The sequence below is a fragment of the Klebsiella sp. JN_Kp127 genome (assembly GCF_040062505.1).
Classification (GTDB): Bacteria; Pseudomonadota; Gammaproteobacteria; order Enterobacterales; family Enterobacteriaceae; genus Klebsiella; species Klebsiella quasipneumoniae.
In genome coordinates, this window is the sequence record NZ_JBEAHS010000033.1 from 79,418 (window position 1) to 102,421 (window position 23,004).

Here is a 23,004-nt window from a genome sequence, read left to right on the forward strand (position 1 = left end):
CCCGCGTTACCCGTCTGTTACTGCGCCGGTGATGATTCGGCATTAAGGGTCAGACGCGCAACCTGGTTAGTTCTGATAAAACGACTTAAATCGACAGGCTTGCCCAGATACTGGATCTCTACCGCAGCCGGGGCGCCAATTTTCAGCTTATACGGCGCCTGACCGCTCAGGTTCAGGTTGCCGCCTTTACGCTGCAGGCCGCTGAACAGTTTTTTGCCGGTGGCATCGCTCACTTCCAGCCAGCAATCGGCGGAAAAGTTCATCACCAGATCCTGCGCCGCCGCCGGGTTCGTCACGTTCGCCTGATCGGTCGGCAATGGCGAGGCCGGGGTAGCCGGCGCCGTCGGCGCCGCGCCTGCGGTATCGACATTGGCCTGGGAAGGCGCGACAACGGCGTTATTGTCCGCCGGCGTCTGGGCCGGGGCGCTGGTGGTCGGGGCGCTGGCGGTATCGGTTGGCGCGCTGTTCGCAGCGCTATCGGCGGTCGGGGCTGCCGGGGCGCTGGTATCCAGCGGCACGCTCTGGCTGCTGGTGTCGCCGCTGTTCAGCTCAGCGGAAGACTGATCGGCCATGGTGGAGATCTCTTCCTGCTGCGCCTTATGGTCTTGCCACCACCAGGCGCCGCTCAGGCCGATAACCACAAACAGCACCAGCCAGGTGAAGCTCATCAGCCAGCCGTCGCGTTTTTTGCGACGTTTACCTAAAGAGAAGCTCTGCATTGGCGCGACTTTCGCCGCGCGGATGGGCGCTTGCTTGGCCATCATCGGCAGCAGCTCGTCTTCCGGGATATGTACGAGGCGAGCATAGGAGCGGATGTACCCGCGCAGGAAGGTGGAAGCGAGGTCGGCAGGCGCCTTATCGTCTTCAATATCACGAACCGTGGACACCTTCAGGCATAAGCGTTCTGCCACCGCTTGCTGGCTAAGTCCGAGTTGTTCGCGGGCGTGACGCAGACGCGCGCCCGTGGTGTTTGCTTCTTGATGATCTTGAGTGGCTTCAGTATTCATTCGCTACAACTACTGGTACGTGAAATTTAAAGTTCAGCGCGGGAAAAAGCCGGCGCCGCGAGACATCTGTGGTACGTCAGCCTCACAGTATAGGACTGTCAGCCGCGCGATCACAGAGACGAATCAAAATTGAATGCTAAGCGGTTGTTGTGCCGCTACATACTGCCTCAAAGTCGACAAAAACGCACCGTAATTATTAACCGAATCAGCGTATTTCGCCTGGCTATTGGTCATAAATATGACCCGTGCCGCCTGCGCTGCACGGGCCATCATTTGTCAGACCGCTTTTACGTCAATCGCTTCGCCCTGCATCCGCTTACGCAGCGTGCGCTTGGTACGGTCGATGACGTCGCCCGCCAGCTGACCGCAGGCGGCATCGATATCGTCGCCGCGCGTTTTACGCACGATGGTCGTAAAGCCGTACTCCATCAGGACTTTGGAGAAACGGTCGATGCGGCTGTTGGAGCTGCGTCCATACGGCGCGCCCGGGAACGGGTTCCATGGGATCAGGTTGATCTTGCACGGCGTATCTTTCAGCAACGCCGCCAGTTCGTGGGCGTGCTCGGTGCCGTCGTTGACATGATCCAGCATCACGTACTCGATGGTCACCCGGCCCTGGTTGGCGTTGGACTTCGAAATATAGCCGCGCACCGAGTTGAGGAAGGTCTCGATGTTGTACTTTTTGTTGATCGGGACGATTTCGTCACGAATGGTGTCGTTCGGCGCGTGCAGGGAGATGGCCAGCGCGACGTCGATCATATCGCCGAGTTTATCCAGCGCCGGCACCACGCCGGACGTCGACAGGGTGACGCGACGTTTGGAGAGGCCAAAGCCGAAATCGTCGAGCATGATTTCCATTGCCGGAACGACATTGTTGAGGTTCAGCAGCGGCTCGCCCATGCCCATCATCACCACGTTGGTGATCGGACGTACGCCGGTGGTCTTCACCGCGCCGACGATTTTCGCCGCGCGCCAGACCTGGCCGATAATTTCGGAAACCCGCAGGTTGCGGTTAAAGCCCTGCTGGGCGGTGGAGCAGAATTTACACTCCAGCGCGCAGCCTACCTGGGAGGAGACGCACAGGGTGGCGCGGTCTTCTTCCGGGATATAGACGGTCTCGACGCGCTGATCGCCAACGGCAATCGCCCATTTAATGGTCCCGTCGGTTGAGCGTTGCTCTTCAACCACTTCCGGGGCGCGGATCTCCGCCACTTCTTTCAGTTTACTGCGCAGGACTTTGTTGATGTCAGTCATCTCATCAAAGTCGTCGCAGCAGTAGTGATACATCCATTTCATCACCTGATCGGCGCGGAAAGGCTTCTCGCCCATGTTTTTGAAAAACTCGCGCATCTGCTGACGGTTTAAATCCAGCAGGTTGATTTTGGCATCTTTGTTCGGCACCGTCAGAGCGGCGGTATCAGGCGTGACAATTTGTTCAGACATAATGTTTTCCGGCCTCGTTATTACACGTTATGGCCCCAGGTGGGTTGAAAAAGAAACGCCCCGGAGAGCGACAGCTCGTCCAGGGGCGCTATATTCTACAAATTCTGGCGCATGGAAGCCATGCCTGCACGTAGTCAATGATAAAAAAATCGTAACCGTGTGCTTAATCCTCTATGGCTTTTCGATTGTCGCAAGGCGGCAAGCAAGTGAATCCCCGGAAGCATAGATAACTATGTGACCGGGGTGAACGCGCGTGGCCAACGCCGCGACGGTCGAAAAGACGAGGTTCGTATCTCCAAAGTATTTCAGGTCACAGCGAGGCGGCGAGTTCGCTAATCCCCGGGAGCATAGATAACTATGTGACCGGGGTGCGCGAAGGAAGCCAACAATGCTGTGGCGTGAAAGACGCAGGAGATTAGCGAGTGCGCGGGCAAACCTCGCCTTCAGCAAAGAAGAACGCGATTTCGCGTGCAGCGGATTCTACAGAGTCGGAACCGTGGGTGCCGTTCTCGGTGAAGCTGTCAGCGTAGTCAGCGCGCAGGGTACCCGCCAGGGCGTTTGCCGGGTTGGTGGCGCCCAGCAGGTCACGGTGACGCTGAACGGCGTTTTCGCCTTCCAGGACGGAAACCACGATCGGGCCGGAGGTCATGAACTCAACCAGACCGTCGAAGAACGGGCGACCTTCGTGCTCAGCATAGAAACCACGAGCCTGCTCTACGGTCAGGTGCAGCATTTTGGTGCCGACGATTTTGAACCCTGCAGCTTCAAAGCGGGAAAAGATGCTGCCAATAACGTTTTTTGCCACCGCGTTTGGTTTGATGATGGAAAAAGTACGTTCAATAGCCATGATTACCTCTAATTAAATGTTCTGTTGTTGCGCATACGATCGTATGGCCTGGCGCGCATTATAATGAGCATCCCCGCCCCTGCCTACGGCTGAAGGTAACATTTTGTTAAAATAAGATGAGTATTGAAAACACAAACCGCCAACAACAAATTTACCCTGGTTATTGCAGGGTAAAACGCGCGGCCGCCGTTTGTCCTGCCTCATCCATCACCACCAGCTGCCACTCGCCGGGCTTATCCAGAGTTAGCGTGGTTCTCGCGCCGGCGGCATCTATCGGCTGGCCGTTGATAAACCACCAGCGCCGCCCTTCACCACCGCTGGTTTGCAGGGGCAACATCACCCGCGCCTCCCCCGGCAGACGTTTAATCACCGCCCCCTCGCGAACCCCGGAGAGCACCAGCGGCGCGGCATCCTGAGTTTGCAACGGCGGGCATGCCTTCGATGCCGGCCCCAGACGCGCGGAGCGACGTTCCCCCGGCGGTAGCCAGGGATCCAGCGGCAGCGGCCAGACCTCCACCACACTTTCGCGCGCCCCGGGACAATCCGCCGCCACCCGTTCGCCGTGTTCATTGCGCCACACCGGGAAGCGGATCCCGCGCACGCCCTCCTGCCCCGGCAACAGCAGGGTCGGCGGCTGGCTGTCTTCCAGCAGCCAGCTGGCCAGGCGACGACGGCAGTTGCTGTCGCCCGCCGGCAGCGCCTGGCCGCCGGGCCAGCAGAGCGTCCCGCGGCTAACCGTTGCCGGTCGCGGATCGATCGGCAGGCCGCCGCGGCTCATCGCCGGGCGGGCGAGCAGCAGATTATTGACCTGATTGAGCAACGGCACCGCGCTGGCGAAGCCAAACTGCCCCACCACCGGCGTACCGTCCGGACGCCCGGTCCAGATGCCAATCAGATAACGCGCATTGAGGCCCACCGCCCACGCATCGCGATACCCGTAGCTGGTGCCGGTCTTCCAGGCCAGCGGCACCACTTGCGGGAGTGAGGCATCGGGAACCGGCTGCGCTTCGCCGGCCAGGATGCGCCGGACGATCCACGCCGCCCCCGGGGATATCAGCGCCCTTTCCACCAGCGGGTCTCCGGGCGTCATGCGCAGCCGCGCCGCCTTCCCGTGGCGGGCAAAGGCGCTGTACGCCGCGACGATATCTTCCAGCCTCGCTCCGGCGCCGCCGAGGATCAACGACAGATTCGGCTCGGCGCCGGCGGGCAGCATCAGGGGCAACCCGGCATTGCGCAAATTCGCCGCGAAACGTTTGGGCCCGTAGGCTTCGAGCACCTGGACCGCCGGCAGATTCAGGGAGCGCACCAGCGCGTCGCTGGCGCTCACCGGGCCGTGAAAGCCGCTGTCAAAGTTACCGGGGCGATAATCGCTAAAGCGCCGCGGCACATCCTGCAATAACGACGCCGGATGGATCAGCCCTTCATCCATCGCCAGCGCATAAATAAAGGGTTTCAGCACCGACCCCGGCGACCGGACCGCCGACGCCATATCAATGTGGCCAAAGCGACTGTCGTCCGTAATATCCGCCGACCCCACCCAGCCGCGGACTTTCATATCCGTGTGGTCGACGACAACCATCGCCAGCGAACTGCGCGGCGGCAGGCGCGACTTCCAGTTCAGCGCCAGATCCTCGAGCTGTCGCTGCAGTCCGGCATCGAGGGTCGTCACCACCTTTTCCTCACGACTGGTCGCCAGCGCCCGGCGGGCGAAGAGCGGCGCCAGCTGCGGCATCTGCCGCGGAAACAGCCACACCGGCTCCTCCATCGCCTCCTTTACCGCCAGCCTCGGCCAGACGCCCTGGCTGACCATGCGCGCAAGGACTTTATCCCGCGCCGCCTGGGCCCGCTGCGGCCAGCGGTCCGGACGTAAACGGCTGGGCGCCTGGGGCAGCACCGCCAGCAGCGCCGCCTCGCCGTAGCTGAGCTGCGCGGGCGGCTTGCCGAGATAAGCCCAACTGGCCGCGCCGATCCCCTGCAGGGTTCCGCCAAAGGGCGCACGATTCAGATACAGGGTCAGGATTTCGCTCTTTGACAGATGCCACTCCAGCTGCAGCGCCCGCCACAGCTGGCGCAGCTTGCCGCCGAAAGTGCGGGGGTGGGGATCGAGCAGGCGCGCCACCTGCATGGTGAGGGTACTGCCGCCGGAAATGACCCGCCCGGAGGTGAGATCCTGCCAGGCGGCGCGCACTACAGCGAAGGGATTGACCCCCGGATGGCGCCAGAACCAGCGGTCCTCATACTGAATAAGCGCCTGCAGATAGCGCGGCGACACGTCGGCGAGAGTCACCGGATAACGCCAGACGCCCTGCGCGTCGGCAAACCGCCACAGGGGGGTCCCGTCCTCCGCCACGACCACCCGGGCAGGCGTGACGTCATGCAGCGGCAGCGGCCACAGGCGATCGGCGGTCAGAACCGCCAGCCACAGCAGAAAAATAAACGCCGCCAGCCAGCGCCAGCGGCGTTTTACCCGATGCACTACGCGCATTTACGGCGTCACGGTGAGCGGACCGCTGGCGGTCCCGGTCGCCCGCCACTGCGGCACATACATCGATTCCACCTGCGGCTGCGGGACCTGGTAGGTGCCCGGCGTGACCGCCCGCGCCAGGTAGACCAGCGTCACCGGCTGACCTTCATTGACCGCGACAGCGGCGACGAAGCGGTCGTCGCGGAACTCGATATGCTGAATATCGGCCTGCTGCATCTGGTTAAGGAGGTTTTGCACCGCTTCGCCATTCTCCTGCAGGCTGGCGCTGCTGTTGGCCAGATTCTGGTTTTCCAGCTCGAGTCCCGCCGGCAGCAGGTCAACCACCAGCGCGTCAGGCACGTTGCGTCTGGCGGTCACCTCCAGCTTGACCAGCACCAGTTCGCCGCTGCGCAGCGACGACAGCGACTTTTGCCGCCCCTGGGTATCGAAAACGGCGCGTTCAATCCCCAGGACGTTGCCGCCCGGCTGCGGCGCGCTTTGCGGATAGCCGCTGCTGTCCAGACGCAGCCACAGCGGTTGACTGCCGGTGTTGCTCACCTGCAACGTCGCCAGCCGATCGCCGTCGAGGTTACGGGTTTGCGCTTTATCGCCGGCCAGCGGCTCAGCCTGCAGCGAGGTTTGCGCCTGCCAGTCGCCCGGCAGGTCGGCAAGCGTACGTCCGGCAAGGAACAGGGCGTTGGCTTCCTGGGTCGACAGCCAGCGCTGGCCGTAGGCCTCTTCCGACAGCGTGCTCAACAGCGTGTTTTGCGCCTCCGGCAGCAGCTTGTTCTCTTCCAGCAGCGCCAGCTTCAGCGCGTCATCGCGAAGCGAGCTGCCGTAATCGCCCAGCCAGCGATTCTCATCATGGCGCGGCGTGGCAACCGCCAGCTTCATGGCCTCATCGCCGCGCGGCGCATCGCCCATGGTTTTCAGCGCAATGCCGAGCTGCAGCAGCGGCAGGCCGGATCGCGCCTGGTCGTGACGGCTCCAGATTTCACGCAATGCGCCGAGCGGGGCTTTTTGCTGACGCGCCAGCACCAGCGCGGCATAGGCCTGAGCGGCAAAGCGGCTGGCCTGGGCGTCGTCGCTGTAGCGCACGGTCATCAGCCCCGGCTCCTGAAGATAGCGCAGCAGGCGTTCGTTACCTTTATTAATGGCGTTGACCGGTACGCTATAGCCCTGCTCGCCCGCGCGAACAAGGAAATCCATGGCGTAAGCGGTCAGCCAGTACTCTTCCGGCCCCTCTTTATCCCATAGCGCAAAGCCGCCGTTTTCCAGTTGCATCTGCAGCAGGCGCGAGATCCCGACATCGATTGCCGCGCGACGTTTTTCGTCGCTGTCCCCGCTGATGCCCAGCGCTTTTAGCTGCGCCGCGCTGGTATACAGGGACGGGAACAGGCCGCTGGCGGTCTGCTCAAGGCAGCCGTAAGGATAGGCTTTCAGGTCGCGGATATAGCGCGCGAGATTCAGCGGCGGCTTGCCGCTGAGCAGCAGCTGGCCCTGCAGCGTCTGCGGGGCGAAACCTGCCGATTGCGCCGCTGGCGCCTGCCAGCTTTCGCCGGGCTGCAGCACGGCGCCGCTGTTGACGGTCTGCGCCGGGAACGCCGGACGAACGCCGATTTTCCACTGCTTCTGCAGCGGGGCGAAGGTTTCCCCCGGCAGGCTCAGGCCGCTGATAGTGGCGCTCACCTGGCCATCGCCAAAGCCCGGCAGCGCGCTCACCGGCACAAACAGCGTGCTGCGCGCCCCCGGCGCCAGCTGCACCGACGGCAGTTGACCCTCGGTCAAGGTCACCAGTCCGCTGGCGGCAAGGTGTACCTGCAGAGTTTGCGGTTTATCGGTCAGGTTGCTGAGATCCAGCGCCAGACGGGTGGTGTCGCCGCTGGCGAGGAAGCGCGGGGTATTCAGCTCGGCGATGACCGGGGCGGCCACCACCACTTTATCTTCGCTGCTGCCGAAGTCATCCGCCGTCCAGGCCTGAGCCATCACCCGCAGCTCGCCGTTAAAATCACCGATCGGCAGCGTCACCGTCCCTTCGCCCTGATCGTTCAGTACCACCGGCTGCGCCTGCTGGGCGATGATGGTCACATGGTTAACCGGCGGTTTACCGCCACGTTTTAACTCGTCGCCATCGCCGCCGAAGCGCAGACTGGCCACACGCCCCTGCCCTTCAATCACCTGGCCGTAAATATCATAAATATCCGCCCCATAACGTTTCTGGCCGAAGAAGGCGTTCCACGGATCCGGGGTGGCGTAATCGGTAATATTCAGCACCCCGCTATCGACAGCAGAGAGCAGAACGTTAACCTGCTTCGGCGCCTCTCCCTCTTTGACGCTGGCTTTCACTTTCACCGTCAGCGGCTGGTTGGGGCGCATTTTATCCGGGGCCTCCAGCGCCAGCGTCAGGCGACGGTTTTCATCGCCCAGCGGCAGATGCAGCAGGCCCACCGCGCGTTTCGGCGTCGCCGAGCGGGATTTATCGCCGGGGCGAACCACCAGCGTGCTGAGGTAGAGGTCGTGGCGATTCCAGGCGTTATCCACCGGGATCGACAGGTCCATCCCCTCGGCGGGTACGTCAATCTCCTGCCACCACAGCGGCCCTTCGCTGGATTCCACCATCGCGTAGCCTTTACCCGCCGCCGGGGCGGCGATGTGCAGCCTGATGGTGTCGCCCGGCTTATAGCTCGGTTTATCCAGCTTCATGGTGACCCGGTCCGGGCGCGCTGCGCCGGTGCCTTCGCTGTTATCCTGCCAGCTGTAGCCCGCCCAGAAGCGCACGCTGCTGACGACATCGTCCGGTCCTTTCACCTCCAGGCGATAGGAGCCCCACTCTACCGGAAAGCTCACTTTACCGATCTGGCCGGCCTGCAGATCCAGCGACTCCTCGCCCTCCTGCAGATCTTTTTGATCGAACTGCGACTGCCAGCCTTCGCTATCGGACCAGTTCCAGTAATAATCCCGGCGCTCGCGGATCAGCCGTACCTGCAGGCCGGAAACGGCTTTTTTCTCGCCTTTGGCGTCGGCATAGACGATATCGAACGCGGCGTTGCTGTTTTCATCCACCACCGGCTGCTTCACCGTGGTGTCGGTGCGGTAGTCGTAAACGTCCTTCAGGGTAAATTGCGGGCGGATCCCCGGCAGCGCCTCGGCAGGCCAGATCGGCTGCTTAACCGTACGGGTGACCGGACGCCCACCGGACTCCAGCAGGCTCGCCTGCAACACCACCTGCAGCGGCGAATGGCTATCCTGCCACTGGCTGGAGGTGGTCACTTCGCCATGGCCTTTTTCATCCAGCGTCAGCTGGACTTCATCAAGGCTGCGGGAGAGATTTTCTTCTGCGATATCGCCGAACTCAAAGCCCGGCAGCGCGGCGACGGCGTCGCGAAGCGGGCGCAGGAACAGTTTGCCCTGCAGCGGGTTGCCGCTGGCCGGCGCGCCGTAGAGATAAGCGCCGCTGACGTCAAAGGCGACATCGGCATTCGGCGCGACCGGCGCCGCCTGCGGCGTCAGCTTCAGCGCCATGCGTTCCGGCATAAAGTCTTCGACGTGGAAATCCCACTCGCGGGGCTGGTTGTCGCCGGTGCTGGCGCGAATGTGCCACATGCCGGTGGCCGCGCCGCTGTCGAGCGGATAAGTAAACTGGTACAGGCCGTTAACCGGTTTGCTCATCACCGAGCGGATCACCTGGCCATCCGGCTGGACCACCTCCAGCTTCACCGGCTGTTCCGCCAGCGGCTTGCCGTCGCTATCGCGCAGCAGCGCATTGAGGATCACCGTTTCGCCCGGACGATAGAGATCTCGTGGGCCAAACATAAAGAACTGTTTGCTGAAGCCAGGCGCGCCGGCAATGGAGAACTCCGCCAGATCCAGCGCCGGCAGTTTGAGGTCGAGCAGCGTGGTCTGTCCCTCTTTGCGCGCCAGCAGCAGCGCGGCTTCTTTATCGGTTTGCAGGGTGACGTGGCCCTGGCTATCGCTTTTCGCCTGCGCCAGGGTCTGCCCTTTGGCGTTGAGCAGCTGGACATCGATACCAGACTGGGCGGCGCCGTTTTCCAGGCTCTGGGTAAAGACGTCCAGCCGGTTGTGGTAGCGATGCGCCGACACGCCGATGTCGCTAAGGGTAAACAGCGTCGCCGCGTTGCTGTAGCTATAATGACCCGCCGGGTTCATGACCGCCACGTAGACGCCAGGCTGCTGGAGCGGCTTGATGTCGCTCAGCGGCAGCAGCAGCTTTTCGCGGGTATTGCGCGCCGGATTGAGGTCAAAGCGGCCGCTGTATACCAGATCGGCCATTTTCAGCAGCTCGTCGGATTCCCAGTTGCTTAATGAATTGCGGTATTCCCACTGGCTGACGAAGGCCGAGAGCGATTCCGGCTTAATGCGGAAGAAGTTCACGTCGACGTTATCGACGTTCAGCGCCATCACCGGCAGCCCGGCGATCACGTTGCCCGGCAGCAGCGAGCCGCGGCTGGCAAATCCGACGCTTGGCGCGATATCGCGGGTAGTCAGGGTCTTCTCGAACGGTTTATCGAGCGTCGCCTTGTTCAGGGCGGTCAGCGTCGGGTCGACCGAGACAATCAGCTCGCGCTTTGGCTCAAGGTGACGCAGACGCAGCTCTTTCAGGTTCGGCGCCAGCTCCCACGCGCCATCTACCTTACCGCTCTTCTTATCCACCAGGTGCACGCTGCGGGAGAAATCCTGGTCCGGCTGCAGCGGTACGGAAAAGGTCAGCACCAGGGTCGCGGCGCCATCCAGCTGCACCTCCGAGGCGTCGAGCAGCGTCAGCGCTTTGCCCTGGCTTTTTTCCGCCAGCGCCGCCAGCTGGGCGCTGTCCGGTTTTGCCGCCGCGCCAGGGCCGCTATCGGCGGCCGGCGTCGGGGCCGTAGCCTGCGGTGTACCGCTGTCATCACACCCGGTTAATGAAAATGCGGTAAGGAGCGCCAGTGACAGCGCCGCTAAACGAAATGGTTTCATCCTTCTAACCCCTCGGCCGGTGGGCCTGATGCAAATTATCACTTTTTATTATGCGTTAAGGCGGCGCTTCTCAACAGTGATGACGCGGGTTTCTGCCGATTAATCAGAAAAGTGCCGTGACGTCGTCCCCACTCTGGCGTCCTTAACTTGTCAGCACCCGATAAAACGCCGACAATTCAGTCATGAATAGTAAAACGGAGGCACCTATGTCCACCTCGTTTTTTGTCGCCGCCGACTGGCTGGCGGAACATATTGATGACCCGGAGATCCAGATTATCGACGCCCGCATGGCGCCCGCCGGGCAGGAGGCCCTGCGCGATATGGCCGCGGAGTACCGCGCCGGCCACGTGCCCAACGCGCTGTTTTTCGATATCGAGGCGCTGTCCGATCACACCAGCCCGCTGCCGCATATGATGCCGCGCGCCGAGGCGTTTGCCGTGGCCATGCGCGAACTGGGCGTCTGCAGCGATAAGCACCTGGTCGTCTATGACGAAGGCAATCTGTTTTCCGCCCCGCGCGCCTGGTGGATGCTGCGCGCCTTTGGCGTGGAGAAAGTGTCGATTCTGGCCGGTGGGCTGGAGGGCTGGCGTCGCGACGAGCTGCCGCTGGAACAAGGGGTGCCGGAGGTGGCCGAAGGAGAATTCGACGTACGGTTCGATCCTCAGCAAATTAAGCGCCTGACCGACGTGCTGCTGGTCAGCCATGAAGGATCGGCGCAAATTGTCGATGCGCGTCCGGCAGCCCGGTTTAACGGCCAGGCTGACGAACCGCGCCCCGGCCTGCGGCGCGGGCATATCCCCGGCGCGCTGAACGTCCCGTGGACGGAGCTGGTGATTAACGGCGAGCTGAAGACCGTCGACGAGCTGAACGACATCTTTTTGCGTCAGGGCGTCGATTTTGATCGGCCCATTATCGCCAGCTGCGGGTCCGGCGTGACGGCGGCGGTGGTCGTGCTGGCGCTCACCACGCTTGGCGTGAACGGCGTCTGCCTGTACGACGGCTCATGGAGCGAATGGGGGGCGCGCAGCGATCTGCCGATTGAACCGGCTCCTGCCGCTCAGTAAACGCCGCATGGCCGCGGACGTCCCGTCCCGCGGCCACTAAATAATTTCTGATTTTCTCCGCCTCATTCTCCTGCCAGTCGCTAAACCAGCTACTCTGTGCTGCCGCAGGGCTTGCGCCTGCCGTGTTGGCTTTACTGCCGCCCACTATATAAGGAAATTGAATGATGGCTTTTTCATTAGCGGATCTCATGGATGTCGTACACAAGCACAACCGCAATCCCACCCCGAAACCGATGCCTGTAGACGAAGTGGATCGCCTGCGCGTCCGGAAATACCGTGATCCGCAAAATAGCGAAACCGTGGCGCTTCCGGAGAGTCTGAAAGCGCTGCTGGCCTACGATTGCCAGCTGACAAGCCCCTACGGTCAACGGGTGCTGGAATCGGTTCTGAACGCCATTGATGAATATGGCGTCCTGCTTTCCGACTCACTGGATGAAGAGGCTTATTATATGAATGGCCTTGATATGATCGGGCTGGATTTTGAAGAGCTAATGCCCGTCTGGAACGACGATCCGCGTCTTCCTGCCCTGATTCGCTTCTGCCATCCCGGGGATCAGCAGGTATTTATCTATGTCACCGAGCGTGATGAACAGGGTGAATATCCTGTCGTCCGCTTCGAGGGTAAAGAGAATGAGCTTTGGCTGGCAGAATCGTCACTGATTGAATATTTGCAGGGGATTTTTACCGGTGGAAAGGAGAGCCACGACGAATGGCAGCATCAACAAGCCCTCAACGAGTCACGCGATGGCGCCTTGCTGGAGCTGGAATATATTCATGAGGATCTTTACGCCAGGCTCGAAGGTTGTCCTGACTAATTCACCATCTCCCACCGATAGCGCGATTAACGCGCGCCGTCGGGGCCAGCGCCAGGAGTGAGCGTTTAATCTATAACCTGATGGCACCACAAGGAGTGAAAATGGCATTAGTCTCCAACCCACATTCTGCTTATTCCCCGCGCCTTCCCTGGCTGGGAGGCATAGCTGGCCTGCTGGTCGGCGGCGCAATCCTCTATTTTTGGCCGCAATGGAACCGGACATGGTTAAGCCTGGTTCCTGCGCCCGTTTCCGTTTATACCCGCTTTCTCGGCGTCACTTTGGAAGACGTCCCGCTGATCACCTATGGTCATCAGGCGCTGCTGGGTTTTCTGATGGTGCTGCTCGCCGGGCTGGTAGCAGCGCTACGCTATCTGCTGGGAGAGGAAAGGTGCCGTGCCTGGCGCGGGGATATGGCGCTCTTCAACGGCGTCGTCACGCTGTGCGTGACGGGATTTCTGCTCTATAACATGGCGTCAGCCTATCCGCGGATCGTTGCCGCCCTGCATTAACCTTTGCAACTCCGCTGTTGCATCGAGCTGAAAGCATACCGAAACCGGGGGCAGCCGCCCCCGCTGTCAGATAATGCGGTTTTGTTTGAAATCGCGCAGGAAGCTGCCCCAGCGCTTTTCATAGAACGGCGTGATATGGGCAATCATAAAGTGGCTGATGCCCTTCTCGCCTTCCACCACCTGGCAAATATCGATCGGCTCATCGCCGGGCAGGGTATCGGTGGCCACGCTGCCGGTGGTCTGAATGATGGACTCGATATCCCCTTCCGCTTCAATGCCGATCAGCAGATTAGCGGGCGCGTCGGCGTGCTCTTTGATCGAGCACAGGAACGCCCGCTTGACGGTTTTCAGCGTTTTGAACAGCGTGGTCAGCGAATCCACCATCTGCGCCGGCGGCTCGGCGACTTCAGACAGCAGCAGCGCTTCCCCCCCTTCCAGCACCGTCTGGGTGCTGAGCGGGCTGCCCTCTTCCCCGAGCAGATGGCTGATTTCGCGCGGGGTAAACGCTTTACCGTTCGGCAGCTTCGGGTTGAGGAACAGCGATTCACCGAGAGTCATCGCCATCAGCGTGCGGGCCGGCATCATCACGAAAGCCTGTTCGTCTTCCACCGCCTGTTGCAGGGCCTCAAGCGAAGTGAAGAACGGAATGACCGACGTGCCGTCATCTTTTTCCCAGTGCTGCAGATCCAGCGCGCTATCTTCGACAATCTGCTCGCCATCGGCTGCGCGGCCTGGTACCCAGACGGTGGCCTCAAGCAGCGCGCTGAAAAATGCCGGACGATGAGCGGGCTCGGTAGCCGCTTTTTCCAGCAGGGTTTCTAATTCGTTTTTGGTTTCGGACATAGTTTGGCTACTTCAAAAATCGCCCGGCGGCGCTACGTCCGCACGGGCCTGCGGATTTTCCAGGCCGGGTAAGCGTCGCGCCACCCGGCAAGGCCATTACTCAGCCGTCAGCAGATTGGCGATAGTACGTACGCCAAGCCCCGTCGCGCCCGCCGACCACTGCTCAACGGCAGATTTGCGGTAGGTTGCCGAACAGTCGATATGCAGCCAGCCCTGGTGGTAGTTTTCCACGAAATGGGACAGGAAGCCCGCCGCGGTGCTGGCGCCGGCCGGATAGGCGGCGCTGCCGGTATTGTTCAGTTCCGCGAAATTAGACGGCAGCTGATGACGGTGGAATTCGGCCAGCGGCAGACGCCAGAACGCTTCATTTTCCGCCTGAGCGCTCGCCAGCAGGCGATTCGCCAGCGCATCGTCAAAGCTGAACAGCGCGTGGTAGTCGTTGCCGAGCGCGGTTTTCGCCGCGCCGGTCAGGGTGGCGGCATCGATGATCAGCTCCGGCTTCTGCGCCGAAGCGTCAATCAGGCCATCCGCCAGCACCAGACGACCTTCGGCGTCGGTGTTCATGACTTCGACGGTTTTGCCGTTGCGATAATGAATAATATCGCCCAGTTTGAAAGCGTTGCCGCTGATCAGGTTGTCGGCGCAGCACAGATAGAGCTTCACGCGCTTGTTCAGCCCGCGGGTAATAGCGAAGGCCAGGGCGCCGGTGATAGTCGCCGCGCCGCCCATATCGGATTTCATTGAATCCATAAAGGCGCTCTGTTTGATGCTGTAGCCGCCGGAATCAAAGGTGATGCCTTTACCTACCAGACAGGCGTATACCGGGGCTTCTTTATCGCCGGTCGGGTTATAGTCCAGCGCCAGCAAAACCGGCGGACGCTCGGAGCCGCGGCCCACGGTGTGCAGGCCGAGATAGCCCTGCTCACGCAGATCTTCGCCTTTGGTGATGCGATAGCTCATCTTCTCGCCAGCCACGCTGCACAGCAGGTCGACGGCGCGCTGCGCCAGCTGTTCCGGGCCCAGCTCTTCCGCCGGCGCATTGATGGTGTCGCGCACCCAGTCAATAATGGTCAGACGGTTATCCAGCTCGCTTTTCTGCGCATCGTCCAGCGTCGGCCATTCAACTTTACGAGTGCCTTTCGGGCCTTTATAACCCGCCCAGAACGCCCACGCGCGGTCGGTGTTCCAACCTTCGCCGCTTAACGCGACATGCTTGATCCCCATGCCGTCAATTTTACGCGCCGCGCGCTGAATCAAGCCCAGGTCGTCTTTGCCGTTGAGATGCAGGGCGATGCCGTCATGATTAATGCTGTAAGACGCCTTTTCTCCCCAGCGCGCATCGGCTGGCTGAGTGGAAAGCGTAATCTTCATGGCTTCGGTCATTATCATTATCCTTCTTAGCAAACGGGCCACCGTATGGCAGCCCGTAACGTTCTCTCGCTCAATGATTCATCCGACTTTATACCGCCGCATAAATCATGATGCGAAAATTATTCGGCTTCGTCTAACCAGACTAACAGAATCGCCTCGAGAATTTTTTCATTGGATGCGTTCGGGTCATCATCAAACTCTTCCAGATCGCAAATCCACTGATGCATGTCGGTAAAGCGAACGGTTTTTGGGTCGAGGTCAGGGTAAGCGTCATACAGCGCTTCGCCGATTTCACGACTGTCGGTCCATTTCAGTGCCATATTAGTGCTCGCGTGCGTGGTTGATGGTGTAACGCGGGATCTCAACGACCAGATCTTCGTCGGTGACGCGCGCCTGGCAGCTCAGGCGGCTGTCAGGCTCCAGTCCCCAGGCTTTATCCAGCATATCGTCTTCATCTTCGGTACTTTCCGCCAGCGAGTCAAAGCCTTCACGCACGATGCAGTGGCAGGTGGTGCAGGCACAGGATTTTTCGCAGGCGTGTTCAATCTCGATGCCGCTACGCAGCGCCGCATCCAGAATAGTTTCACCGGTCTCAGCTTCCACAACGATGCCATCCGGACACAGGTCCTGGTGGGGCAGAAATACAATTTTTGGCATTTTAAACCTCGTCCACGGATTGGCCTTTCAGCGCGATACGGACCGACTGATCCATACGGCGGGCGGCGAATTCCTGGGTTTGTGTGTCGATATTTTTAATCGCTTCTTTAATGGCGTCGGCGTCGTCGCCTGCCGCGGCGGCGCGTACCTGCTCCGCAGCGGCATCGATAGCCTGACGCTCCGCGGCGCTTAACAGCGCGGCGTCGGCGGCCAGCGCGCTTGTCAGGCTCTCCAGGACGCGTGCGGCTTCCACTTTCTGTTCAGCCAGCATGCGCGCCTGAATATCCTGTTCGGCGTAGCTCATCGAATCTTTAATCATGGTGGCGATTTCGCCATCGGTCAGACCGTAAGACGGTTTCACCTGAATAGAGGCTTCCACGCCGGTCGACTTTTCCATCGCCGTGACGCTCAGCAGGCCATCGGCGTCCACCTGGAAGGTGACGCGAATATGCGCCCCGCCCGCCGGCAGCGCCGGGATACCGCGCAGCGCAAAGCGCGCCAGGGAGCGGCAATCCTGCACCAGCTCACGCTCGCCCTGCATCACATGAATGGACATCGCCGTTTGGCCATCTTTGAAGGTGGTGAACTCCTGGGCGCGGGCCACCGGAATGGTGGTATTACGCGGGATCACTTTCTCCACCAGGCCGCCCATGGTTTCCAGCCCTAACGACAGCGGGATAACGTCGAGCAGCAACAGTTCGCTGTCCGGCTTGTTGCCGACCAGAATATCGGCCTGGATCGCCGCGCCAATGGCGACGACTTTGTCAGGGTCGATGGTGGTCAGCGGGGTGCGACCGAAGAATTCGCCGACGCGCTCGCGCACCAGCGGCACGCGGGTGGAACCGCCGACCATCACCACTTCCAGCACCTCTTGCGCCTCAACGCCAGCGTCTTTCAGCGCCCGGCGGCAGGCCATTAACGTGCGTTTTACCAGCGGGGCGATCAGATCGTTAAACTGGCTGCGAGTGATATCGACCTGCCAGCCGCCGACCTCAACGTGCGCCACCTCGGCATCGCTAAGGGCGATTTTCGCCGCGATGGCGGCATCCAGCAGCTCACGCTGCAGGCGGTTGTCGCTACGGTCGCTGAAGCCCGCCTGCTCGCGCAGGTAGTCCGCCAGCAGATGATCGAAATCATCGCCGCCGAGGGCCGAGTCGCCGCCGGTGGCCAGCACTTCAAACACCCCGCGGCTTAAGCGCAGAATAGAAATATCAAAGGTGCCGCCGCCGAGATCGTAGACCGCAATCACCCCTTCCTGGCCGGAATCAAGGCCATAGGCGATAGCCGCCGCGGTCGGTTCATTAAGCAGGCGCAGCACGTGCAGACCCGCCAGGCGCGCCGCGTCTTTGGTCCCCTGACGCTGGGCGTCATCAAAGTAAGCGGGGACGGTGATGACCACGCCGTCGAGCTCGCCGGCCAGCGCTTCAGTGGCCCGGGCGGCCAGCGCTTTCAGGATATCGGCGGAGACGCGAATCGGGTTTAGCAGGCCGCCGGCGGTCTGGATCATCGGCAGGCCGTTTTCACTGGCCTGCAGCTGATACGGCAGATGCGGATAGCGGTGTTGGATATCGGCGAGGGAGCGCCCCATCATCCGTTTCACGGAGCTGATGGTATTGGCGGGATCCTGGGCGGCGTTCAGCCGGGCGTCATAGCCGACGGTCAGCCCCGATGCGTGGTAATTCACCACCGACGGCAGCAGATAGCGGCCTTGATGATCGGGCAGAGTCTCGGCCTGGCCGCTACGCACGGTAGCCACCAGAGAATTGGTGGTGCCCAGGTCGATACCGGCCGCCAGACGACGCTGGTGCGGCGCGGCGCTCAGGCCGGGCTCACTAATTTGTAATAAGGCCATAATTGCTTCCGAAAATTAAAAATCGAGCAGTTTTTCTTCGAGTTCTTCAGCACTGCTGCGCAGTTTATCGAGGAAACGGAGCTTACGAACCGTGTCCGCCGCCGCTTCCCAGCTCTCATTATGCAATTGGTCAACCATCAGCTGATGGCGGGTATCAAACAGCGCTTTCACTCGTTTGATAAAGCCTTCCAGCCGCGCTTCGTCTTTCGCCTGGCCGATCTCATCCAGCTCTTCGCGCAGTTCCAGCTGTTCCATCAGGAACGCGGTATCGCGAACGGTATGCTGCTCGCTGGCCAGATCGAAGCCATGCAGCGAGAGGAGGTATTCTGCGCGGGTCAGGGGATGGCGCAGCGTCTGCCAGGCCTGGTTAATGGTGGCGGAATACTGAACCGCCGCAAGCTGTTCCGCAGCGGGCGCGCTGGCAAATTTATCCGGATGGTACTGGCGCTGCAGATCCTGATACCGGACAGCCAGTTGTTCAAGCGAGAGGGTATAGCTGGCTGGTAACCCGAAGAGGGTGAAATAGTCCATAGTAACCTCAGGGTCATGCATCTAAACGAAAACCCCACGCGCGGCGTGACCGCGGTGGGGTTGGGGAGTACCGATTATACGTTAAAGCTTTCGCCGCAGCCGCACTCATCTTTGACGTTAGGGTTAGTGAACTTGAACCCTTCGTTAAGGCCTTCTTTGACGAAGTCCAGCTGCGTGCCGTCGAGGAATTGCAGACTTTTGCCGTCGATCACGACCTTCACGCCTTTGTCTTCAAACACGGTGTCTTCAGCCGCCGGCTCGTCAACAAACTCCAGTACATAGGCCATACCTGAGCAGCCGGAGGTTCTCACGCCCAGGCGCAGGCCAAACCCTTTTCCGCGGTTTGCCAGGAAGGCATTGACTCGCGCTGCTGCACTGTCGCTAAGAGTAATCGACATAACAAAACCTCAACTAATTATTTTGCTTCACGTTTGCTTTTGTAATCCGCAATCGCGGCTTTAATCGCGTCTTCCGCCAGAATAGAGCAGTGAATTTTCACCGGCGGCAGCTCCAGTTCATCGGCGATATCGGTGTTCTTGATCGCCTGCGCTTCGTCCAGGGATTTACCCTTCACCCACTCGGTGACCAGAGAGCTGGAAGCGATAGCGGAACCGCAGCCGTAGGTCTTGAAGCGCGCGTCTTCAATGATACCTTCATTGTTGACTTTAATCTGCAACTTCATCACGTCGCCGCAGGCCGGCGCGCCGACCATGCCGCTGCCGACATTCTCGTCGCTGTTGTCAAAAGAGCCGACGTTGCGCGGGTTCTCGTAATGATCGATAACTTTTTCGCTGTAAGCCATGATGAATTCTCCTTATTGGTGCCGAATTAGTGATGTGACCATTCAATACTGTTCAGATCCACGCCCTGTTTGAACATTTCCCACAGTGGAGAAAGCTCGCGCAGACGGCCAATGGATTTACGAATCAGGTTGATGGCGTAGTCAATCTCTTCTTCGGTAGTGAAACGACCTAAAGAGAAACGAATAGAACTGTGCGCCAGTTCATCAGTCATGCCTAACGCGCGCAGCACGTAGGATGGCTCAAGGCTCGCGGAAGTACAGGCTGAACCGGAGGAAACCGCCAGGTCTTTCAGCGCCATAATCAGCGACTCGCCTTCAACATAGTTGAAGCTGACGTTTAGAATGTTCGGCGCGCCCTGCTCGAGGTCGCCGTTGAGGTACACTTCTTCCATATCCTTCACGCCGTTCCACAGACGGTTGCGCAGCGTGCGCAGACGCGCCATCTCGCTTTCCATCTCTTCTTTGGCGATACGGTAAGCTTCACCCATGCCGACGATCTGGTGAACAGGCAGAGTACCGGAACGCATACCGCGCTCGTGGCCGCCGCCGTGGATTTGCGCTTCGATACGAATACGCGGCTTACGACGCACGTACAGCGCGCCGATGCCTTTCGGACCGTAGATTTTGTGACCGGAGAAGGACATCAGGTCAACTTTCAGCTGGCTCAGATCGATAGGCAGCTTGCCCACGCTCTGGGTGGCGTCTACGTGGTAAATGATACCGCGGGCGCGACACATCTCGCCGATGGTAGCGATATCCTGCACCACGCCGATTTCGTTATTCACATGCATGATGGAAACCAGGATGGTGTCGTCACGCATCGCCGCTTCCAGCTCTTTCAGATCGATAATCCCGTTGCTCTGCGGCGCCAGGTAGGTCACTTCGAAGCCTTCGCGCTCCAGCTGACGGCAGGTATCCAGAACCGCTTTATGCTCGGTTTTGCTGGTGATGATGTGCTTGCCTTTTTTCTGATAAAAGTTGGCTGCACCCTTGATCGCCAGGTTGTCGGATTCAGTCGCACCAGAGGTAAAGACGATTTCGCGCGGGTCGGCACCGACCAGCTCGGCAATCTGATTGCGGGCGATATCAACAGCCTCTTCAGCCTGCCAGCCAAAACGGTGGGAACGGGAGGCCGGGTTACCAAAGGTCCCGTCCATGGTCAGGAACTGCATCATTTTCTCGGCAACACGCGGGTCCACCGGCGTGGTTGCGGAGTAATCGAGGTAAATCGGTAATTTCATTGCTCTTAAACTCCGTACATCACTCAATGCAAGGAATCAGGCAACCGGCTTGATGTACGACCGAGTACACGGAATGTCGGAGCATCCCGGCCTGATTCTGAAAGCTCTTTATAATCGTTGTCCCGCCGTTTCGCGCTGCCTCGCCCTGTCAGCCGCAGCCCGAAACGGGACGGGTCACTCAGGCGCGCAGTTTAACGTCGATCGCGTCCTGGGTGCGCGCATTGCGCTGGGTTTCGTGCTGATGCTGACGACCGGAAACATCGAGGATCTCCTGGTTATTCACCAGTTCCCCGAGGGTGATATTGTTCAGGAAGCCGGTCAGGCGTTCGCTCAGATCGCGCCACAGCGCGTGAGTCAGGCATTTATCGCCGCCCTGACAGCCGCCCTTGCCCTGGCAACGGGTAGCGTCAACGGATTCGTCCACGGCGCTAATGACTTCGCCGACGGCGATACTGCCGGCATCTTTACCTAACAGGTAACCGCCGCCTGGGCCACGAACGCTGGAAACCAGGCCATTTTTACGCAGGCGAGAGAACAGCTGTTCCAGATAGGAAAGCGAAATTCCCTGACGCTCTGAAATATCTGCCAACGGCACCGGGCCCGTTTCAGAGTTGAGCGCAACGTCAAGCATCGCGGTCACGGCATAACGCCCTTTAGATGTCAGTCTCATGTCTTACTTAACCTCAAACTCGCCCCTGGCCGGGCTTTTTATTAATATGGGTATTGCATAGCAGGGCCAAGTCTGACATTCCCGAGTAATTTGGTCAACTATTTACTTGACTGTTTTAGTCAGGTATTTGGCTTTCCGTGCCGTTTTCCTTCCGCGTTGCCGGGCGCCCTCACCCCGGCCCTCTCCCACCAGGAGATAGCAAGGGCCGCGTGATTTGCATGCCGGATAAGCGCAGCGCCATCCGGCATCAACGCGGTTACTTGCCTTTATTCTGCTGGTCAATCGAGGCCAGCATGCCGCGCAGGATGTTCAGCTCCTGGCTTTCCGGGCGCGCACGAGTGAACAGACGACGCAGTTTGTTCATCACCTGCCCCGGATGATTCGGGCGAATAAAGCCCGTCGCCAGCAGCGTCTGCTCAAGATGACCGTAGAAACGCTCCAGGTCATCCACCAGCGGGTACGGCGCTTCTTCGTGCTCAACCGCCGGCTGCGCTTGCTCCTGCGCCGCCAGCCAGGCCATCCGCACTTCGTAGGCGATAACCTGCACCGCCATCGCCAGGTTCAGCGAGCTGTACTCCGGGTTGGCGGCGATGGCCACATGGTAGTGACACTTCTGCAGTTCGTCGTTGGTCAGGCCAACGCGCTCGCGGCCAAACACCAGCGCCACCGGCGCATGCTGGCCTTCGGCGATGCTTTTCAGGCCGCATTCGCGGGGATCGAGCATCGGCCACGGCAGCGTGCGGGAGCGCGCGCTGGTGCCAACCACCAGGCTACAGCCCGCCAGCGCTTCATCAAGGGTATCGACGATCTGCGCGTTGCCAATGACGTCGCTGGCGCCCGCGGCCAGCGCAATGGCCTGGGAATCAGGTTTCACCAGCGGATTGACCAGCCACAGGTTGGTTAAGCCCATGGTTTTCATCGCGCGGGCAACGGAGCCCATATTGCCGGTGTGGGAGGTTTCTACCAGTACGATTCGAATATTTTGCAGCATTATGGTTCTTCGGCTAAAGATTATTCGGGCATGCTACCATAAAACGGAGACATAAGCAGAATTCGCTGTTATTATATGCGCCGTTTTTTCCCGTTCTTTAACATCCAGTGAGAGAGACCGATGCATCCGATGCTGAACATCGCCGTGCGCGCCGCGCGCAAGGCGGGTAATTTAATTGCCAAACACTACGAAACGCCAGACACCGTAGAAACCAGCCAGAAAGGCAGCAATGATTTTGTGACCAACGTCGATAAAGCCGCCGAAGCGATTATTATCGAAACCATTCGCAAATCTTACCCGCAGCACACCATTATCACCGAAGAAAGCGGTGAACACGCTGGTGAAGAGCAGGATGTTCAATGGGTTATCGATCCACTGGATGGCACCACCAACTTCGTTAAACGTCTGCCGCACTTCTCTGTTTCCATCGCCGTACGCATCAAAGGCCGTACTGAAGTCGCGGTGGTTTACGATCCGATGCGTAACGAACTGTTCACCGCGACCCGCGGCCAGGGCGCGCAGCTGAACGGCTACCGTCTGCGCGGCAGCAACGCTCGCGACCTCGACGGCACCATCATCGCGACCGGCTTCCCGTTCAAGGCGAAGCAGCACGCCACCACTTACATGAATATTCTCGGCAACATGTTCACCGAATGCGCCGATTTCCGCCGCACCGGCTCCGCCGCGCTGGATCTGGCCTACGTTGCCGCCGGCCGCGTTGACGGTTACTTTGAAATTGCCCTGAAACCATGGGATTTCGCCGCAGGCGAGCTGATCGCCCGTGAAGCAGGCGCTATCGTTTGCGACTTCACCGGCGGTCATAACTATATGCTGACGGGCAACATCGTTGCCGGTAACCCGCGTGTGGTGAAAGCGATGCTGGCGAATATGCGCGAGCAGCTGAGCGACGCGCTGAAGCGTTAATC

The 23,004-nt window shown here is 60.1% G+C and carries 20 protein-coding genes; 4 read left to right on the forward strand and 16 right to left on the reverse strand.

The features are described 5' to 3' along the window. Positions 1 to 17 precede the first annotated feature (17 nt). From rodZ to ABLV04_RS11235, 5 genes are all read right to left on the reverse strand, one after another. Positions 18 to 1,007 (reverse strand): cytoskeleton protein RodZ, encoded by a 990-nt coding sequence (gene rodZ, locus ABLV04_RS11215; RefSeq protein ID WP_049013894.1) that lies wholly within the window; start codon positions 1,005 to 1,007, stop codon positions 18 to 20. A 276-nt stretch (positions 1,008 to 1,283) separates the two neighbouring features. Further along, positions 1,284 to 2,450, reverse strand: a complete 1,167-nt coding sequence (locus tag ABLV04_RS11220; protein ID WP_002913894.1) for a bifunctional tRNA (adenosine(37)-C2)-methyltransferase TrmG/ribosomal RNA large subunit methyltransferase RlmN — start codon at positions 2,448 to 2,450, stop codon at positions 1,284 to 1,286. Between the two features lie 415 nt (positions 2,451 to 2,865). Further along, positions 2,866 to 3,297 (reverse strand): nucleoside-diphosphate kinase, encoded by a 432-nt coding sequence (ndk, locus tag ABLV04_RS11225; RefSeq protein WP_004144312.1) that lies wholly within the window; start codon positions 3,295 to 3,297, stop codon positions 2,866 to 2,868. 160 nt (positions 3,298 to 3,457) lie between these two features. Continuing rightward, on the reverse strand, positions 3,458 to 5,782 hold the full coding sequence (gene pbpC / locus ABLV04_RS11230) for a peptidoglycan glycosyltransferase PbpC (protein WP_064157311.1): 2,325 nt from the start codon (positions 5,780 to 5,782) through the stop codon (positions 3,458 to 3,460). Then, complete coding sequence (locus ABLV04_RS11235) at positions 5,783 to 10,732, reverse strand: alpha-2-macroglobulin (RefSeq protein ID WP_180265873.1); 4,950 nt, start codon at positions 10,730 to 10,732, stop codon at positions 5,783 to 5,785. A 206-nt stretch (positions 10,733 to 10,938) separates the two neighbouring features. Between ABLV04_RS11235 and sseA the strand changes: the two genes are divergently transcribed. From sseA to ABLV04_RS11250, 3 genes are all read left to right on the forward strand, one after another. Further along, entirely contained in the window at positions 10,939 to 11,796 is an 858-nt protein-coding gene (gene sseA / locus ABLV04_RS11240; protein WP_023290638.1) for a 3-mercaptopyruvate sulfurtransferase, read from the forward strand. A gap of 164 nt (positions 11,797 to 11,960) precedes the next feature. Next, positions 11,961 to 12,611 carry a DUF5066 family protein gene (locus ABLV04_RS11245; protein ID WP_180265882.1) on the forward strand — a complete coding sequence of 217 codons (651 nt, stop codon included), beginning with the start codon at positions 11,961 to 11,963 and terminating at the stop codon, positions 12,609 to 12,611. A 101-nt stretch (positions 12,612 to 12,712) separates the two neighbouring features. Next, entirely contained in the window at positions 12,713 to 13,120 is a 408-nt protein-coding gene (locus ABLV04_RS11250) for a hypothetical protein (RefSeq protein WP_087776050.1), read from the forward strand. Between the two features lie 66 nt (positions 13,121 to 13,186). Here ABLV04_RS11250 and sseB read toward each other — a convergent pair whose 3' ends face one another. From sseB to trmJ, 11 genes are all read right to left on the reverse strand, one after another. After that, the gene (gene sseB, locus ABLV04_RS11255; protein WP_023290641.1) at positions 13,187 to 13,963 is read right to left on the reverse strand and encodes an enhanced serine sensitivity protein SseB; all 777 of its coding nucleotides are present in this window, start codon (positions 13,961 to 13,963) and stop codon (positions 13,187 to 13,189) included. Positions 13,964 to 14,059: 96 nt separating this feature from the next. Continuing rightward, positions 14,060 to 15,346 (reverse strand): aminopeptidase PepB, encoded by a 1,287-nt coding sequence (gene pepB / locus ABLV04_RS11260; protein ID WP_023290642.1) that lies wholly within the window; start codon positions 15,344 to 15,346, stop codon positions 14,060 to 14,062. A 107-nt stretch (positions 15,347 to 15,453) separates the two neighbouring features. Continuing rightward, on the reverse strand, positions 15,454 to 15,654 hold the full coding sequence (iscX, locus tag ABLV04_RS11265; RefSeq protein ID WP_002913954.1) for a Fe-S cluster assembly protein IscX: 201 nt from the start codon (positions 15,652 to 15,654) through the stop codon (positions 15,454 to 15,456). 1 nt (position 15,655) lies between these two features. Continuing rightward, complete coding sequence (gene fdx, locus ABLV04_RS11270; RefSeq protein WP_004201872.1) at positions 15,656 to 15,991, reverse strand: ISC system 2Fe-2S type ferredoxin; 336 nt, start codon at positions 15,989 to 15,991, stop codon at positions 15,656 to 15,658. A gap of 1 nt (position 15,992) precedes the next feature. Next, complete coding sequence (gene hscA / locus ABLV04_RS11275; protein WP_180265874.1) at positions 15,993 to 17,843, reverse strand: Fe-S protein assembly chaperone HscA; 1,851 nt, start codon at positions 17,841 to 17,843, stop codon at positions 15,993 to 15,995. Between the two features lie 15 nt (positions 17,844 to 17,858). Beyond that, on the reverse strand, positions 17,859 to 18,374 hold the full coding sequence (gene hscB / locus ABLV04_RS11280; protein ID WP_023290644.1) for a co-chaperone HscB: 516 nt from the start codon (positions 18,372 to 18,374) through the stop codon (positions 17,859 to 17,861). Between the two features lie 74 nt (positions 18,375 to 18,448). Next, a complete protein-coding gene (iscA, locus tag ABLV04_RS11285) occupies positions 18,449 to 18,772 on the reverse strand; it encodes an iron-sulfur cluster assembly protein IscA (RefSeq protein WP_002913979.1) in 324 nt (107 codons plus the stop codon). Positions 18,773 to 18,789: 17 nt separating this feature from the next. Beyond that, on the reverse strand, positions 18,790 to 19,176 hold the full coding sequence (iscU, locus tag ABLV04_RS11290) for a Fe-S cluster assembly scaffold IscU (RefSeq protein WP_002913991.1): 387 nt from the start codon (positions 19,174 to 19,176) through the stop codon (positions 18,790 to 18,792). 26 nt (positions 19,177 to 19,202) lie between these two features. Next, the gene (iscS, locus tag ABLV04_RS11295) at positions 19,203 to 20,417 is read right to left on the reverse strand and encodes a cysteine desulfurase (protein WP_017900428.1); all 1,215 of its coding nucleotides are present in this window, start codon (positions 20,415 to 20,417) and stop codon (positions 19,203 to 19,205) included. A gap of 178 nt (positions 20,418 to 20,595) precedes the next feature. Further along, positions 20,596 to 21,087: a Fe-S cluster assembly transcriptional regulator IscR gene (gene iscR / locus ABLV04_RS11300; protein ID WP_002913993.1), complete on the reverse strand. Its 492-nt coding sequence runs from the start codon at positions 21,085 to 21,087 to the stop codon at positions 20,596 to 20,598. 256 nt (positions 21,088 to 21,343) lie between these two features. Continuing rightward, positions 21,344 to 22,078: a tRNA (cytosine(32)/uridine(32)-2'-O)-methyltransferase TrmJ gene (gene trmJ / locus ABLV04_RS11305; protein ID WP_023290645.1), complete on the reverse strand. Its 735-nt coding sequence runs from the start codon at positions 22,076 to 22,078 to the stop codon at positions 21,344 to 21,346. Positions 22,079 to 22,198: 120 nt separating this feature from the next. Between trmJ and suhB the strand changes: the two genes are divergently transcribed. Then, the gene (gene suhB / locus ABLV04_RS11310; RefSeq protein ID WP_002913995.1) at positions 22,199 to 23,002 is read left to right on the forward strand and encodes an inositol-1-monophosphatase; all 804 of its coding nucleotides are present in this window, start codon (positions 22,199 to 22,201) and stop codon (positions 23,000 to 23,002) included. The last annotated feature ends 2 nt before the right edge of the window (positions 23,003 to 23,004 follow it).

Bases quoted from the DNA above. Each gene is read 5' to 3' on its own strand.
- rodZ (WP_049013894.1), bottom strand. From the start codon at position 1,007: ATGAATACTGAAGCCACTCAAGATCATCAAGAAGCAAACACCACGGGC.
- ABLV04_RS11220 (WP_002913894.1), bottom strand. From the start codon at position 2,450: ATGTCTGAACAAATTGTCACGCCTGATACCGCCGCTCTGACGGTGCCG.
- ndk (WP_004144312.1), bottom strand. From the start codon at position 3,297: ATGGCTATTGAACGTACTTTTTCCATCATCAAACCAAACGCGGTGGCA.
- pbpC (WP_064157311.1), bottom strand. From the start codon at position 5,782: ATGCGCGTAGTGCATCGGGTAAAACGCCGCTGGCGCTGGCTGGCGGCG.
- ABLV04_RS11235 (WP_180265873.1), bottom strand. From the start codon at position 10,732: ATGAAACCATTTCGTTTAGCGGCGCTGTCACTGGCGCTCCTTACCGCA.
- sseA (WP_023290638.1), top strand. From the start codon at position 10,939: ATGTCCACCTCGTTTTTTGTCGCCGCCGACTGGCTGGCGGAACATATT.
- ABLV04_RS11245 (WP_180265882.1), top strand. From the start codon at position 11,961: ATGGCTTTTTCATTAGCGGATCTCATGGATGTCGTACACAAGCACAAC.
- ABLV04_RS11250 (WP_087776050.1), top strand. From the start codon at position 12,713: ATGGCATTAGTCTCCAACCCACATTCTGCTTATTCCCCGCGCCTTCCC.
- sseB (WP_023290641.1), bottom strand. From the start codon at position 13,963: ATGTCCGAAACCAAAAACGAATTAGAAACCCTGCTGGAAAAAGCGGCT.
- pepB (WP_023290642.1), bottom strand. From the start codon at position 15,346: ATGACCGAAGCCATGAAGATTACGCTTTCCACTCAGCCAGCCGATGCG.
- iscX (WP_002913954.1), bottom strand. From the start codon at position 15,654: ATGGCACTGAAATGGACCGACAGTCGTGAAATCGGCGAAGCGCTGTAT.
- fdx (WP_004201872.1), bottom strand. From the start codon at position 15,991: ATGCCAAAAATTGTATTTCTGCCCCACCAGGACCTGTGTCCGGATGGC.
- hscA (WP_180265874.1), bottom strand. From the start codon at position 17,843: ATGGCCTTATTACAAATTAGTGAGCCCGGCCTGAGCGCCGCGCCGCAC.
- hscB (WP_023290644.1), bottom strand. From the start codon at position 18,374: ATGGACTATTTCACCCTCTTCGGGTTACCAGCCAGCTATACCCTCTCG.
- iscA (WP_002913979.1), bottom strand. From the start codon at position 18,772: ATGTCGATTACTCTTAGCGACAGTGCAGCAGCGCGAGTCAATGCCTTC.
- iscU (WP_002913991.1), bottom strand. From the start codon at position 19,176: ATGGCTTACAGCGAAAAAGTTATCGATCATTACGAGAACCCGCGCAAC.
- iscS (WP_017900428.1), bottom strand. From the start codon at position 20,417: ATGAAATTACCGATTTACCTCGATTACTCCGCAACCACGCCGGTGGAC.
- iscR (WP_002913993.1), bottom strand. From the start codon at position 21,087: ATGAGACTGACATCTAAAGGGCGTTATGCCGTGACCGCGATGCTTGAC.
- trmJ (WP_023290645.1), bottom strand. From the start codon at position 22,078: ATGCTGCAAAATATTCGAATCGTACTGGTAGAAACCTCCCACACCGGC.
- suhB (WP_002913995.1), top strand. From the start codon at position 22,199: ATGCATCCGATGCTGAACATCGCCGTGCGCGCCGCGCGCAAGGCGGGT.